The following is a 14,664-nucleotide window of genomic DNA, read 5'->3' on the forward strand; positions in this document are numbered from 1 at the left end:
TTGGCTATCTCAGCCCTGAGAATTTTGAATTGAAGAACAGTGCTTAGCTAAGTGTCCAGAGTTAGTGGATCAGATCATTCCTCTTCCTAGAACCAAAGACATCAAAGTGTTGTCCGTCCGATCTAGCGACTTTGAAGCTGATGATGGTGTTTTGCTTACCAATGCTGAACAAGTGCAATACGGTAGTTGCATTATAAAGATTCCTAATGCTCGACATAATGACATGACTGATTATGGTCCTATATGGCTTAAATCGAATATTCAGCAAATCGTTCGTGACTGGTTAGATGAAGCATCGTGCAAATTGTCTGCATAATAAACGACTATGATATCAATTACTGGATTCTACCCTCGTCCTTTTCAGTAACGACGCCAACTATTTGGTGTAAGGTTGAGCTAATCCAGCTCTTTGGCCCAATAATGAGAATCACCACAGGCTTCCATTCCGATAATCGCGGGTAGGATCGTAGCAAACGTATTCAGGACTCTTGACCATGTTATTGTTTTGTAGAACAACACCTTGCCTTGGTGAACCTCACCGTGGGTACGAAACTATATTTGGCTAAATAAATGACATGGATAGATGTGGATAGGTTGGCCTCCGTTTAGTCTGGAATCAGACATGCCCAGTGTGGAAAAGCCTGATGAAGTGAATTCCATGTCATTCGTTTTGTGTTAATAAGGAGATCTTATGGCATTTTCTGATCGTGAAAGAGAAGTGCTCTTGGCTGTGAAAGGCGTCGGCCCGACTGTCATCAAAAGGTTTGAGGAAATTGGTATCAACACATTGTCTGATTTGGCGACTTATCAGGTCGATGATATCGCTGAAATGGTGGCTTCCATGTTACGAACCACCTGCTGGAAAAACAGCCCCCAAGCCAAAGCTGCTATTGCGGCTGCCATTTTATGTGCTAAAGAAAGTGTGTAATCAGGGCAGCAATAATACAGAGTAAGCGATTTAGATGTAATCACGGGTTTGCGCTGTCTTTGTCAGTAACAATGCCATGATCTGAGATATTTCGGAGAAAAAATGCAGTTTTCTAAAGCGTTTCAATATAAACAATGGGCCAATGCGGAGCTGCTTCAATTAGGGGAACAGCAGTTTTCAAAATTACCGGAAATTGATGCCACATTTTTCGTTCGGATTCTAAATCATACAACAGTTGTCGATAGTCTGTTCATCAGTCGAATCATCGGTGAATCTGAAAAATACAGTGGCGATAATACAGTAGAAACTCCTTCCTTATCCGAACTGCGTCAGACAATGAATGAGCATGACTCATGGCTTGTAAATTATACGCAGTCAGCCACGCCGGAAGAACTCAAGCGCATTGTTTCGTTTAAGTTTATAGATGGTGCCTTCGGACAGCTCACCGTTGAAGAAATCTTGCTGCATTTACTGACCCATGGCAGTAACCACCGAGGCATGGCTTCAAGAGTGTTAGCTGAAAATGGTCTTGAGCGTCCAAAAGATACATTTACGCGTTATCTGCATGAAACAGAGCCCACAAGAAGAGCGCGTGCTGGCACCGAATACATATGAGATTTATCGAAGACAAAAGGGGCTGTTAACGCATGACATTTCCAGTGCAGTCAAGTTTGAAGAGAGGGCGATACCACTCGTTATACAACATGGAGAGAAACGTAAGATGAGCAACACATACAAAGGGTCTTGTTTGTGCCGGAGCGTTCAGTTTTCTGTTAGCGGTTTCAGTGAAAAGGCTGCGAACTGTTATTGCACAATGTGTCGTAAATTTCATGGTGCTGCTTTTGGAACTCTGGTTGGGGTGCAGGGCTTAAACTGGCTTTCAGGAGAGCACTTGCTGAAAGAGTTCGTTGCACCCAATGGCACGATTCGAACCTTTTGTTCCCATTGCGGCTCCAGTTTGGGCTTTCGCATAAAAAATGCGACGCCGAATGACATTGAGCTCGCTATCTCGACGTTTGACGACGATATCCCCGTTAAAGTCGATGCTCAAATTTACACCGCATATAAGCCAAACTGGTGTCAATTACATTCCAATTTACAGACGTTTTCCGAAGGGCGTGAAGGTTAGGTGTGGTTGTCTGATGCAGGTTATTTTCTTGCGGGCTAAATGAATATCTGGAGAGCATTGTGTTGGATAGAGAGAGCGCTAAATTTTCGTATTCGTGTATGTCCAATGCGAAATGGAGGAAACTATTTCGCGTCATAAATGACTCTCATTTAGTGCTGGAAAATTGTATTTGGAAACTCGTTGGGGAAGACGAACCAAAACATGGTTTTGTTCCTGATTACGAACAACTTGGTGAAAACTATGTTGGTGATTGTGGGGCTTTGAATGGGCCGTTTGAATTCAAGCGAATTGAGTGGCTTAAACTGCCAAATCGCGTTGGATACAAGCCTTATGAAAATGCACCGACACAGTATAAAACGCAAGATCTTTCTATCATTATCGAACAGCTCTGTACGATAGGGAGCTTTGAAATTGATATCGATTCCGAAGGTGTCACAATCTACGGGTACAAGGCGTAATTAGCACATGTTGTTGGTCAAATATCTCAATGAGGGATAAACAATAAAATCAGTCTTCATCAGCCCAAACAGGGAGTCAGAAAACAATGGAAGAGATTAATTATCTGCTCATTATTGTGTCTGCTTTCGCAGCGATTGCCAGTCCCGGACCTGCGACGCTGGCGATAGCCGGTGCTTCCATGAAGCATGGGCGCTATTTGGGTTTATCACTGGCTGCTGGCGTGCTTACCGGTTCATTGTTGTGGTCTGCTTTTGCTGCGTTTGGTCTGGCAGCCTTAATGCATACGAATGTGTGGTTTTTTGAAACGATGAGGTACTGCGGGGCGTTGTATTTGCTGTATTTAGCATGGAAGTCGTTGCGGTCTGCTTTTCAATCGGCTTCGTCCACACTGCCAGACAATCAAATATCCACAGTTAAGGGCAATTACTTCAAAGGTTTGCTGATTCACCTGACCAATCCAAAAGCTGTGTTGTTTTTTGGCGCTCTGTATTCCATGGGGGTTCCGGCTGGGGCCAGACCGACAGATCTGATCTCTGTCTTTCTTGTGGTTGGATTGGTCAGTGCATCCGTTTTTCTGGGCTACGGAGCGCTTTTTTCCCGCACAGGGATTCGGCAGCTTTACCTCAGGTCCAAAAGGGGATTTGAAAGTCTGTTTGCACTGTTTTTCGGAGCCGCCAGTTTGAAGTTGCTGCTCAGTGCGAGTGGAAAATAAGCTTTACTGTGACATGAGCAATTGATAGGGCTTGGCTCGCAAGTCTGGTAAGATCACCGCTCTCCAGCAATCGTGTTGATTGCCATGGCATACCTAAGACTAGGATCTATTTTGACCAATAATGATATCTTGCGTCGTGTACGTGATACCTTTGATTTTAAAAACAATACTATGATTGAAATCTTCGCGATGGCGGATTTCAGCGCAACCGAAGAACAGGTTGCGGGTTGGTTAGAAAAAGACGCTGCCGAGACCTTTATCAAGCTGACTGACACTGAGTTAGCCGTGTTTCTGAATGGGCTGATTAATTTCAAACGTGGTAAGCGTGATGGCGAGCAACCCAAACCGGAAGATCATCTGAACAACAATATGGTGTTCCAGAAATTACGTATTGCGTTGAATTTAAAAGCGGAAGATATTCTTGAGATGCTGCAGACTGTCGGTGTGAGCTTAAGCAAGCATGAACTGAGCGCCTTTTTCCGCAAGCCAGACAACAAGCACTTCCGGGAATGTAAAGACGAAGTCCTTCGTCAATTTTTATCCGCTGTTCAGCGCCAGTCAGAATCCGGCGCGTAATGATAAATCAATAGCTTACTCTGTTCTGTTCAGGACAGACTGAAGATGGCGTTAATCAATGAAGTGAAGGCGTATGCCTCAGCTTTATTCGCGATTGACGTCATTTCACCACATTGCACCTGGCGGCCTTCAACTTTCTCACTTCTATGCTATCGTTTGCAAACGACATCATCTTAACGTTCAGAAATAGAAAGGAAATCGAATGACAAGTCGCGTTTATGTGTTGGCACAATTTAAACCCAAAGCAGGCAAAGAAGCCGAACTGTTTGACGTACTGAAAGCACTGGAGCCGGATTCGCTTCGCGAGCAAGGCTGCGTTCAGTACACACTGACCCGCCAGATCGACCACCCGAGTGCGACAAGAAACGACTATCCCATCGTGTTTAACGAAATCTGGGCAAGTGCAGAAGACTGGTCTGCGCATGGTCGCCGGCAACAAATTCAACACTTTTTCGAAACTCAGGTTAAAGCGGAATCAGGCCTGGTTGACGATGCGATTGTGACCGCCTATTCCGATGAAGGGTACAACTTTGACGCACCTGTTTACGACTAACCTCCGCTTGTAGTGTTCATCTTGCCTTCTGTTTATCGCAAGCGGCTCAGAGACTTGGGCCGCTTTGTTTCCCGAAGCATCATCTCCCCTGAATATTTCTCAACAACTCTTCACTCAGCTCGCGCAACACACCAGGTGCGGGGCAGGTGTGGGAATAGGCGCGGATGCCGTAAATTCCCATGACCAGGTAACGGGCAAGTGTTTTTGCATTGCGCTGATTTGACAATTCGCCGTTCCGTTGGGCAAGTTCAAATTTACAGACAAACAGCTGCTCCCAGTCTTTCAGTTTATGGCTGATCAGGCGCTCAATCTCTTTATCGTCCCGCGCCAGTTCACTCAGGGCTTTTTGCAACAGACAATCTTTAATCTCTTCCTGCTCGCATTCGATCACCATTTGCTCCAGATAGGCCGCAATACCAGCCATGATTGTGGGTTGGCTGTCAAATAACTGCACAAAAACTTTGTCCCGTTCAGCCTGATAGTGCTCCAGAGCTGCCACCAGCAAGCCGCGTTTATTGGTAAACGCACAATAGATGGACCCCGGATGCAGCCCTGTGGCCTGTTTGAGATCCTGCATGCTGGTTTTGCTGTAACCCTTGGCGATAAAGGCATCCATAGCGGAATGTAATACCGTTTCGCGGTCAAATTCGGCGCTGCGCATTAATTTTCTCTTATCCATGTGGCTTGCAGGGATTTTATCCGATCTTGAATGTGCATTCAAAAAATACTTGAACGCGCATTCAAGATCGACTAATTTGAATGGGCGTTCAAGAAATGATCACAGGGTGTCCCTAATGGAAAATTTGTTTCAACCTCTCGCACTGAATAGCTCAATCACATTGAAAAACCGTATTCTGATGGCGCCGCTAACCCGCTGTATGGCGGATGATGAGCTGGTGCCGACTCAGGCGATGGCCGATTACTACGCCCGTCGTGCGGAGATTGGTCTGATCATCAGTGAAGCCACCATCATCCGTCCGGACGGGCAGGGCTATCCGAACACACCAGGGCTGTACACACCGGCACAAATTGCAGGCTGGCGTAACGTTACCGATAAAGTGCATGACAACGGCGGTAAAATTTTTGCTCAGTTATGGCACACCGGCCGTGTGGCACATCCCCATTTCTTTGGCGGCGATTTTGTGCTGGCTCCTTCCGCGCTGGGTGTGGAAGGCACAGTGCCGCGGATGCGTGAGCTGACGTATCTCGAACCGAAACCGGCGAGCAAGGAAGAGATCGAAGAGCTGATTGCCGATTACGCTCAGGCCGCCATCAATGCACTGGAAGCGGGTTTTGATGGGGTCGAGATCCATGGCGCGAACGGTTATCTGATCGATCAGTTCCTGCATTACAGCAGCAACGTACGTGAAGATGAATTCGGCGGAAACCCAGAAAACATGGCGCGTTTCCCGTTGGCTGTGGTCGATGCTGTCGTGAAAGCCATTGGTGAAGACCGCACTGCGCTGCGCCTGTCGCCGGGGGCTTACTTCAATATTGATGCCGATGCCCGCGATCGCGAAGTATTTGACTACCTGCTGGGTGAGTTGGAAACCCGTAACCTGGCCTTCCTGCATGTGGGCGTGTTTGACGACCAGATGGAATTTGATTATCTGGGCGGCACGGCTTCTGAGTATATGCGCTCGCGTTACAGCAAGACGCTGGTCGGCGTGGGCGGTTTTACGCCGGAAAGCGGCAGTCAGGCGATTGCCAGCGGCAAGTTCGATTTGCTGGCGATTGGTCGTCCTTTGATTGCCAATCCGGATTATGTTGCCAAAGTCCGGGCTGGTGAAGCACTGACCGAATACTCAGATACCATGCTGGCCGAGCTGGTATAAGCAAAGTTTTACCTTGTTACATAAATCGAACGGAAGGCTCTGCCTTCCGTATTTATGTGAAGGGCCGAAGGTTGTAACCGGAGTGGGACGCAGAATCAGATCAAAGCCATCATTGCCGATTACGCTTCATCGCTCTCAATATCAGGTGCTGATCCTGATACGATAGGGCAGTGAAATTACACGCTAGGGAAGGATGACAGTGATAGAAATAAAACGGCCGCAGGATCTGGCGCGTTTACGGCGTCTGGCGTTGGCTGCACAGGGGTTACTCCAGGCTCAGCCTTATGGACGCGGCCTGGCCGGAGCACGCAAAGCGATTAACCACTTAGGTTATGTGCAGATAGACACCATCTCTGTGGTGGAGCGCGCGCACCATCATGTTTTTCACGCCCGGGTACCGAATTTCAGGCCGGACATGACTCATCAGCTGTTGCTCGATGGCGACATTTTTGAGTACTGGACCCATGCGGCGGCATTTATCCCCATCGAAGATTTTCGTTTCTCCTTACCCTACAAACACGCGATCAAATGCGGCCAGACGCATTGGTACAAAGAGCGCGACAGCAAACTCATGACAGAACTGCTGGCACGCATTCGCGCCGAAGGCCCGATACGTTCGCGTGATGTGGACACCAATTCCAGCAAGCGGGCAGGCTGGTGGGACTGGAAACCCGCTAAAAAAGCGCTTGAACAGCTGTATATGGAAGGCGACCTGATGGTCAGCAGTCGCGAAGGCTTTCAGAAAACCTATGATTTAACCGAGCGGGTATTGCCTTCGCATGTGAACACTCAAATGCCGGATATGGCGGAATTCGCAGCGCATTTGCTGGACCGTCAACTGCGTGGTCATGGGTTGATGTCGATGAAGGGGCTGACTTATCTGCGCCGCAGCACCGACCTGCGCAAAGCGGTGAAAGATTTAGTGCAGGAAAAGCTGGCGATGGGCGAGCTGGAACAAGTGAAAGTCAGCAGCGGAGAAGTCTTTGTGATGGACGCCGGGGCACTGGATCGCCCGGTTCCCCGGCTGAATCAGCGGATGCTGATCCTGTCTCCGTTCGACAATGCCGTGATTCAGCGGGATCGGCTCAAATCGCTGTTTGACTATGACTATCAGATTGAATGCTATGTGCCCGCCGCCAAACGAAAGTATGGCTATTTCTGTCTGCCGCTACTGTATCGCGGTGAATTTATCGGACGGATGGATTGCAAGGCGCACCGAAAAATCAGCCATCTGGAAATCAAATCCCTGCACATTGAAAATCATAGCTTTGATGAGGAACTGCTGATTGCGGCGTTTGCTGCGGCTGTTGCGCAGTTTTGTCATTTTCAGGCGTGCAGCACTGTGTCTCTGACTCAGGCTCATCCCAAACAGCTTGCGCTGCCATTACAAAGTGCACTGAAGGCGCTGGAAGACAAGCAGGAATTCGCAACAGATCGCTGAAAAGGCAACAGGCGGCTGGAAAAGAAGCGGAGCCGCCTGCGTATGAACATCAGGCTTTATGTCGTTCATAGGCAGGTCGCTGAAAGAGATTCAGGCAAAGGCACTTAGGTAAAGATACTCAGGCAAAAGTACTCAGGCATAATTAGCCACAGCACTTTTTGTATTTCTTACCGCTGCCGCAAGAGCAAGGATCGTTGCGGTTGGGTGTCTTTTCAAAGGTGATGGTGGCGGGCTTGTTCAGCAGCGTATCCAGCTCAACCGTGTTTTCTTCCTGAGTGGCATCGACGACAATATCGGCCACGAGCGCGTGTTCAGCAACCAGCGCTTCAATCTCCGCTTTACGTGCTTCTGTGTTCACCACGACAGAAACGGGCGCTTCTTCAGTACCTGCCTTGACGCCACGGTTTACGTTATAACCCGACTGCGCATGGTTTTGCATTACATCCCTGCGGCCTTTGAAAAAAAATTTTGACATTGGAGATTCATCACTCGTTGGTATGACGTAACAGAGCGGCGATTATACGCATAAATGGTCATTGATAAAGCAGTGATGAAGCAAACTCACCAAGAAAACGCCCTTCAGGCTATGGCTGAAGGGCAGTACACAGATCACGCAAAACGGATGGCTGTTTTTCCAGCGGGCCGGCTTATTTACAGTCCGTACCCGTCATTGACTTCCAGCACGGCATTACGCATGGCCAGCGATTGATTGGAAAGCAAGAACTCAATGGCACCGATTTGATCGCCGGGCGATAGCACACGGCCCAATGGCGTGCTATCCAGTGAGGTAAACAACGCCTGTTGCTGCTCAGTGGTCATCCCGGCTTTCGACTGAATCTCTGTCGCGGTGACACCGGGGCGAACCGAGTTAATCCGAATACCCTGCGGCGCGAATTCGAGATTAGCAACACGGGCAATCGCTTCAAATGCGGCTTTACTGGCAGAATACACTGCACTGTTGGCAAACGCCTTGTTGACGACAATGCTGGAAACAAACACCACACTCGAAGGATTGCTGAGGATCGGATGGAGCTGCTGCAGCGTCAGCCACGGCCCTTTGGTGTTGATGTCCATGGTCAGATCAAAGGCTTCTTCTGTGGTCGTCAGCATGGATTCGGGATAGAAAACACCGGCGTTCAGCACCAGGCCATCGAGCTGGATATTGTCGCGTTTCAGCGTGGCTGCAAGCTGTTTAATGTGTGCTGAACTGGCACTGTCTGCCACATACCCGGCGCAGCCAATGGCCTGTGCTGCCGTATCAACTCTGGCTTGATCACGGCCAGTGATGATGACCTGATGGCCGGACTGAACCAGATGTTCCGCCAGTGCCCGTCCGATACCGGCTGTACCGCCAGTGATTAAAAATGTCTTTCCTTTCATGGTATTTCTCCTGCCTGTGAGCTTGTCTCTAACTGTGTGGACAGCGTATCAGCTTGATCTGTTGCCAATAAGGCACCAATATGGCTACAGACTGGTTCCGAAAGAGAAATAAACACACAGGGATGGATATGTCATACCTTAATTTGCCGCTGCTGCACGTCTTTCATCTGGTGGCAGAGCGCGGCAGCTTTCAGGCAGCAGCGACTGAACTGCATTTACCGCGATCTTCGGTCAGCAAGAAAATTCGCCAGCTCGAACAGTTTATTGGTCAGCCTTTGCTGCACCGTTCGACCAGGCAACTGCAACTGACGGATGTTGGCCGCAACCTGTTGCTGGGCACAGGCGATCTCAGGGCGGTATTATCGAACCTGCATGGCATCATTGACGAAACGCAACAGACACCGAAAGGGCGGGTGAAAATCAGTGCCAGTATTTTGATGGGGCAGCGCTTTGTGGTGCCGGTGCTGAAACAACTGCGCCAGACGTATCCGGATATTGTGATTGATCTGAGTCTGGATGATCAGACGGTCGATTTGCTGGATGCGAAAATTGATATTGCCATTCGTATCGGTCAGCTACCGGACTCTTCCCTGATTGCCCGAAAAATCGGGGACAAGCACTGGGGATGGTTTGCCTCGCCGCGTTACCTTGCTGAGCGGGGCCGCCCTCAAGCGCCGCATGAGCTGGCGCAGCACGATTGCTTGGTGTTTGAAAATACGACCAGTCGCTTTAATTTCTGGCCTTTTCAGGACGCGAGCGGCGACACAGAAACGGTTGAAGTGGCCGCGGCAATCAAAACCGACAACAGCCGGGCTTTGGTGGACATGGCGTGTGAAGGGCTGGGGATTATTATGGTTGACCCTGCTTTTGTGCAGCAGGAATGCCAGCAGAACCTGTTAGTGCCTGTGCTGACAGATTGGCGCCATCCAGAGCGCAGCCCGATACAGCTTGTCTGTGTCGGCGAACGGACCAAAGCATCGCAGGCGGTCTGGCAATTTCTGCTGACGCATTGGCCGGGGTAAAATCATCATCGGCATTCAATCAAGAAAAGGAGAGTCAGGTATGTATCAAGGCCAGTGCCATTGCGGCAATGTCCGGTTAACCATTGCACGACTTACCGAAACCGCCACCCGCTGTAATTGTTCGCTCTGCCACCGTTACGGGGCACTGTGGGGGTATCTGACCGAATCAGAGGTGGATATTCAGGTGGGGGAGTTTGGCTCCGAGTATTATGAGCACGGTGATAAATGCATTCATTTTCATCGCTGCAAACGCTGCGGCTGCGTGACACATTATTCTTCTGCGCCTGCTTCCGGCAGTGATCGGCTCGCGGTGAATTACAGCATGTTTTCAGCCCGGGAGATCAGGTCGGTTCGCATCCGTTTATTTGATGGAGCGGATACCTGGCAGTTTATTGACGGGTGAGTGGGAAATAACTCAGCAACCCAGCCAATGTAACAATTGCCAGCGGCGTTTCGTCGGCTTCAGTATGTAATGACTGGCTGATGTGACAGACCGCAATAAAAAGGAAAGTGACTTTACTGTTACTTTCCTTTTGTTCTTTTCCGGTTGTGTCAAAGGATGGTACTGAAAAGTGAGCCGGAGTGCGGCTCAACCGAACGCTATTGATAGAGTTGTTTTAACTTGTTGTTTTTATTGTTATTTGTTGTCATTTCTGTGACGTGTTTTTGAAATAAAACTGTCATCAGACCGGTGTAAATTGCCTGACTCAAATCTGTCATGATTCTGAAAATAATTTGTAACGTGAAACAATAAAAACATGGAGTGTCTGATATGTCAGTTTGCAATTTATTGGAATTTTCAGAGTCTGGTGGCTGTGGATGTAAAATCCCGCCTCAGATGCTGACGAATATTCTGAAAACAACACAGCAGAAAAACACCGTTAAAAATAACGATATTTTATTGGGCTTTGAAACCTCTGATGACTGCGCCATTTATAATTTTGGTGGTAAAAAGCTATTATTTTCGACTGACTTTTTTAGTTCAACCGTCAGTTCTCCCTATCTGTTCGGGAAAATAGCTGCAGCCAATGCACTGAGTGATATTTATGCGACCGGCGGCCGTCCTTTAATTGTCAATTCCATCCTGGCTTTTCCACCCGATGATATCCCCATGCCGTACATTGAAAAAATGATTGAGGGTGTCCAGGAAGTGATGGCGGAATGCGGGGCAACTGTGGTCGGTGGCCATACCATTAAAAATGCGCAGCCCTTGTATGGCTTTGCGGTGATTGGTGAAGTTGAGGATGCGCATATCCGGCAAAATAATACCCCCCGAAATCATGATCTGGTGATTATCACCAAACCGCTGGGGATTGGCATTATTTCAAATGCCCTGAAAGTGGGGAGATTGAGCGAAGCAGAGTTACCCGAGTCAACGCTCGAAATCATGAGTCGCGTGAATCGGATTGGTTACACTTTGGCTCAGCATCCTGGTGTCAGTGCGATGACAGATATTACCGGTTTTGGTCTTGCCGGACATTTGAGTGAGCTGGTGGACAACACTGGGTTTAACGTCAGCATTGATGGGGATGCGGTGCCTGTCATTGAAGGTGTGGAAGCTCTGAGTCTGGCGGTGACTAAGAATCCGAGCGGTACTTACAACAATATCAGCCGTTATGCCCGGTTTGTGAAATATGAAGCCGACATCAGCGATGCGCTTCGTCTGATTCTGCACGATCCGCAGACGAACGGCGGATTATTGTTTACCGTCGACGAGGAAACCTATCGGGATCATATTCTGCCGCTGTTTGAAGCGGAACAGTCTGACCATTATGTGATCGGGACAATCAGCGCAGGGCAAGGGCAGATCATCATCAAATGAGTCAGGAAATTATCGTTGGCCTGTTAGGGATCATCACAGGCAGTTTGTCGGGTTTACTGGGTATCGGTGGCGGCATTTTGCTGGCACCTTTACTGATTATTTGCATGCCCTGGCTAAACGGAATAGCACTGCCGATGGTGACCATTACCGGATTGACGGTCGCCCAGAGCTTCTTTGGTTCAATCAGTGCCCTGTTTCATCACTCAAAATATCAGCAACGGGATAAAAATCTGATTTACCGTTTCGGCGTCCCTATGGGCGTCGCCAGCCTGGCGGTTTCTTTATTCACGTTTCATTTATCCGACCAGGTGATTTTAATCACGTTCTCTGTGCTGGCGATCAGTTCCGTGGTGATCACGACCTTAGGCCCGGAACTCTGGCGAAAGTGGCTGGGCGAAATCCGGTTAGATTCTGTGGTATTGCCGATCATGGGTCTGTTGCTGGGGTTTACTTGCGGGATTGTCGGCCAGGGTGGCGGCTTTATTTATCTGCCGGTGATGATTGCTCTCTTCGGCTGCCTGCCCAAACTGGCTATTGCGACAGCGCCTGTGATCGGGATTATCTCTTCTTTTTCATTGTTTTTCGGACGTGCGGCCTCAGACACTCTGGACTGGACGCTCTGTGGTTATCTGGTGGCGGGCATATTCGTCGGCGCAAAGCTCGGTAGCTACCTGTATTTTCGGTTGAACGAAAAGATGCTTGCGCGTTGCGTGAATATTTTCGTGCTGCTGAGTTCTATCAAAATCATGTCGATGGCTATCGGCTGATCCAAACCGATTGGTGGAAAAATGATTAATGCGGATGTAAGCGGGTCTGACTGGATTAAGCCCGAGGTTTTTGATTACCTGAAAAAGCAGTTTTCAGAACAACGTTTTGGCAACCCGAACTCGAATCATTTCATCGGAAACAGATTGTTTCAGGAGATTGAGATGGCGAGGGGGACATTGTGCGGGGTATTGTCCTGTGACAGCCACCAGCTGATCTTCAATGGTGGTGCAACCGAAGGGATCAGAAATGTGTTTTTCAGTTTCTTTGAGCACCACAGTTATCAGGATGCAGTGATCCTGCATTCGCCCTATGAACATTCTGCGACGCTGGAAAACATTCGTTACTGTCGTGCGAAAGGTGCTGATTCTATTGTCCTTGCGCATGAACAAAACGGGCTGCTGGATTTGGCCGGGTTACAGGTCGCACTGAAAGCCTGTCAGGGGAAAGCGGTTCTGGTGGCGGTGATGGCTGCGCATAATGAAACGGGGGTGATTCAGGATTATCAGCAGATTGCTGAATTGTGCCATGCATATGATGCGGAATATCTGTGCGATACCACGCAACTGATTGGCAAGCAGTCGTTTGATTTCGAGCGAAGCGAAGTGGATTATGCCGTCGCTTCTGGTCATAAGTTTGGCGCTTTACCCGGCACCGGTTTTCTGCTGGTGAAAAATTCCTGGCATTTCAGCCCGCTTTTGCTGGGCGGCGGACAGGAATCCAGCCTGCGGGCAGGTACCCAGAATTATCTGGGCATTGCTTCTATGGCCATTGCTTTGCCGCTTGCACAACAACAGATGGTGAATCAGGCGGAAGTTACCGCGGTGCAGCGACGCTTTGAACAAGCGCTGAAGCACCACTTTCCCGGAACCGTCATTATCGGCGAAACGGCACCGCGAGTACCGGGACTGACTTTCTGTGCTATTGGCGGCGTCAGCCGGGAAGTTTTGCAGACGGTTCTGGATGATGCCCGCATCATGGTGTCGTCCGGCTCGGCCTGCTCAGACCGGAAATCAGCCTTGTCGAAAGTGGCAACCGGGCTGGGGTATAGCGATGATGTGGCAAAAAATACCCTGCGTTTCAGTTTGGGGTACTCCGGGACAGAAGCCGTCTACGCCAGCCTGGCAGATACGCTCCGGCGTGTTGCGCCCAAAGCGCTGGTCGCCTGATGTTCAGGGACAGTCTTTGTGTAAAGAGCCCGCTATTTAGCTGGCTCTTTTTTATTTTCACCGTTTCAGTACGACAGCGGTCATCGTTAAACCAGTGCTGATGTTCTCTGGTGATCTCAGAGTCACCACGAGAAAACGTTCGCCATCAGAATTAATGAAACTTATTTCATATTGGTTTATGATGCTCTGCCATGCGCCGCTTGCAGGCGCTGAATCGGTCATGCTGAACCATGGAGGAGGTTGCTATAAATGTGGATCAGAAACGAAAAGCTTGAAGGTCAATGGGTTATTTTAGAGCCTTTGGAAGAAGTGCATATCGGGCCCTTAAAAAAAGCAGTTTCAGATGGTGACTCCTGGAAGCTGTGGTTTGCCAGTGTTCCAACCTCGAAAGCAATGTCGGACTATGTTAATCGCGCCATGCTTGATGCCCGGGCCGGTAATATTGCATACGCGGTGCGACTGAAGTCTTCCGGTGAGATTGTCGGAACCACTCGTTATTACAATGTGGATGAAACGAACCGCAGAGCGATGATCGGTTACACCTGGTATTCGGATTCGGTGAAGAGAACTCCGGTGAATACCGAGTGTAAGTATTTGCTACTTAAGCGTTTTTTTGAAGATTCCGATGCAATTGCAGTCGAGTTCAGAAAATCAGATCTCCCGGGCTGCGATCGAACGCCTTGGCGCGAAACAGGACGGGATTTTGCGCAACCATCAGATCATGAAAGATGGCTCAATCAGGGATACTGTGGTGTATTCGATCATTGCCGGAGAGTGGCCGGCGGTGAAAGCGAATCTGCTCAGTAAGCTCAGAGACTAGGGAAGGGCCCGATAGAGCCGTTGGGTTGGGCTGTTCAAGTCGGTCCGGTAGGT

At 49.1% G+C, this 14,664-nt stretch carries 18 protein-coding genes; 15 read left to right on the top strand and 3 right to left on the bottom strand.

Annotated features, from left to right (window positions below; all coding sequences use genetic code 11):
• Positions 1 to 691: 691 nt before the first annotated feature.
• From Q4491_RS06545 to Q4491_RS06575, 7 genes are all read left to right on the top strand, one after another.
• Positions 692 to 928 (top strand): hypothetical protein, encoded by a 237-nt coding sequence (locus Q4491_RS06545; protein ID WP_303455830.1) that lies wholly within the window; start codon positions 692 to 694, stop codon positions 926 to 928.
• 102 nt (positions 929 to 1,030) lie between these two features.
• Positions 1,031 to 1,543 carry a DinB family protein gene (locus Q4491_RS06550; protein WP_303455832.1) on the top strand — a complete coding sequence of 171 codons (513 nt, stop codon included), beginning with the start codon at positions 1,031 to 1,033 and terminating at the stop codon, positions 1,541 to 1,543.
• A 106-nt stretch (positions 1,544 to 1,649) separates the two neighbouring features.
• On the top strand, positions 1,650 to 2,057 hold the full coding sequence (locus Q4491_RS06555) for a GFA family protein (protein ID WP_303455834.1): 408 nt from the start codon (positions 1,650 to 1,652) through the stop codon (positions 2,055 to 2,057).
• Positions 2,058 to 2,116: 59 nt separating this feature from the next.
• Positions 2,117 to 2,515: a DUF6678 family protein gene (locus Q4491_RS06560; RefSeq protein ID WP_303455836.1), complete on the top strand. Its 399-nt coding sequence runs from the start codon at positions 2,117 to 2,119 to the stop codon at positions 2,513 to 2,515.
• 86 nt (positions 2,516 to 2,601) lie between these two features.
• On the top strand, positions 2,602 to 3,228 hold the full coding sequence (locus Q4491_RS06565; protein WP_303455838.1) for a LysE family translocator: 627 nt from the start codon (positions 2,602 to 2,604) through the stop codon (positions 3,226 to 3,228).
• A 111-nt stretch (positions 3,229 to 3,339) separates the two neighbouring features.
• The gene (locus Q4491_RS06570; protein ID WP_303455840.1) at positions 3,340 to 3,804 is read left to right on the top strand and encodes a DUF1456 family protein; all 465 of its coding nucleotides are present in this window, start codon (positions 3,340 to 3,342) and stop codon (positions 3,802 to 3,804) included.
• A gap of 202 nt (positions 3,805 to 4,006) precedes the next feature.
• Complete coding sequence (locus Q4491_RS06575; RefSeq protein WP_027253994.1) at positions 4,007 to 4,357, top strand: putative quinol monooxygenase; 351 nt, start codon at positions 4,007 to 4,009, stop codon at positions 4,355 to 4,357.
• A 79-nt stretch (positions 4,358 to 4,436) separates the two neighbouring features.
• Here Q4491_RS06575 and Q4491_RS06580 read toward each other — a convergent pair whose 3' ends face one another.
• Positions 4,437 to 5,018, bottom strand: a complete 582-nt coding sequence (locus tag Q4491_RS06580; RefSeq protein ID WP_192015046.1) for a TetR/AcrR family transcriptional regulator — start codon at positions 5,016 to 5,018, stop codon at positions 4,437 to 4,439.
• Between the two features lie 133 nt (positions 5,019 to 5,151).
• On the opposite strand from Q4491_RS06580, the gene Q4491_RS06585 reads away from it, so the two are divergent.
• Together Q4491_RS06585 and Q4491_RS06590 are read left to right on the top strand one after the other, a co-directional pair.
• Positions 5,152 to 6,192, top strand: coding sequence for an alkene reductase (locus tag Q4491_RS06585; RefSeq protein ID WP_192014746.1), 1,041 nt, complete (start codon positions 5,152 to 5,154; stop codon positions 6,190 to 6,192).
• A 199-nt stretch (positions 6,193 to 6,391) separates the two neighbouring features.
• A complete protein-coding gene (locus tag Q4491_RS06590) occupies positions 6,392 to 7,633 on the top strand; it encodes a winged helix-turn-helix domain-containing protein (protein WP_303455848.1) in 1,242 nt (413 codons plus the stop codon).
• A gap of 142 nt (positions 7,634 to 7,775) precedes the next feature.
• On the opposite strand, the gene Q4491_RS06595 is transcribed toward Q4491_RS06590, so the two are convergent.
• Entirely contained in the window at positions 7,776 to 8,108 is a 333-nt protein-coding gene (locus Q4491_RS06595; protein WP_303455850.1) for a PBPRA1643 family SWIM/SEC-C metal-binding motif protein, read from the bottom strand.
• Positions 8,109 to 8,284: 176 nt separating this feature from the next.
• On the bottom strand, positions 8,285 to 9,013 hold the full coding sequence (locus tag Q4491_RS06600; protein WP_303455852.1) for an SDR family NAD(P)-dependent oxidoreductase: 729 nt from the start codon (positions 9,011 to 9,013) through the stop codon (positions 8,285 to 8,287).
• Between the two features lie 128 nt (positions 9,014 to 9,141).
• On the opposite strand from Q4491_RS06600, the gene Q4491_RS06605 reads away from it, so the two are divergent.
• The 6 genes from Q4491_RS06605 (at position 9,142) to Q4491_RS06630 (ending at position 14,598) form a co-directional block, all read left to right on the top strand.
• Positions 9,142 to 10,035, top strand: a complete 894-nt coding sequence (locus tag Q4491_RS06605) for a LysR family transcriptional regulator (protein ID WP_303455854.1) — start codon at positions 9,142 to 9,144, stop codon at positions 10,033 to 10,035.
• A 40-nt stretch (positions 10,036 to 10,075) separates the two neighbouring features.
• Positions 10,076 to 10,438, top strand: a complete 363-nt coding sequence (locus tag Q4491_RS06610; protein WP_303455856.1) for a GFA family protein — start codon at positions 10,076 to 10,078, stop codon at positions 10,436 to 10,438.
• 369 nt (positions 10,439 to 10,807) lie between these two features.
• Positions 10,808 to 11,857 (top strand): selenide, water dikinase SelD, encoded by a 1,050-nt coding sequence (gene selD / locus Q4491_RS06615; protein WP_303455858.1) that lies wholly within the window; start codon positions 10,808 to 10,810, stop codon positions 11,855 to 11,857.
• On the top strand, positions 11,854 to 12,624 hold the full coding sequence (locus Q4491_RS06620; protein WP_303455860.1) for a sulfite exporter TauE/SafE family protein: 771 nt from the start codon (positions 11,854 to 11,856) through the stop codon (positions 12,622 to 12,624). The genes selD and Q4491_RS06620 overlap by 4 nt, the downstream gene beginning before the upstream one ends.
• 21 nt (positions 12,625 to 12,645) lie before the next feature.
• Complete coding sequence (locus Q4491_RS06625; protein ID WP_303455862.1) at positions 12,646 to 13,791, top strand: cysteine desulfurase family protein; 1,146 nt, start codon at positions 12,646 to 12,648, stop codon at positions 13,789 to 13,791.
• 249 nt (positions 13,792 to 14,040) lie between these two features.
• Positions 14,041 to 14,598, top strand: a complete 558-nt coding sequence (locus Q4491_RS06630; protein WP_368393435.1) for a GNAT family N-acetyltransferase — start codon at positions 14,041 to 14,043, stop codon at positions 14,596 to 14,598.
• Positions 14,599 to 14,664: the final 66 nt, after the last annotated feature.

The sequence above is a fragment of the Photobacterium sp. 2_MG-2023 genome (assembly GCF_030547675.1).
Classification (GTDB): Bacteria; Pseudomonadota; Gammaproteobacteria; order Enterobacterales; family Vibrionaceae; genus Photobacterium; species Photobacterium arenosum.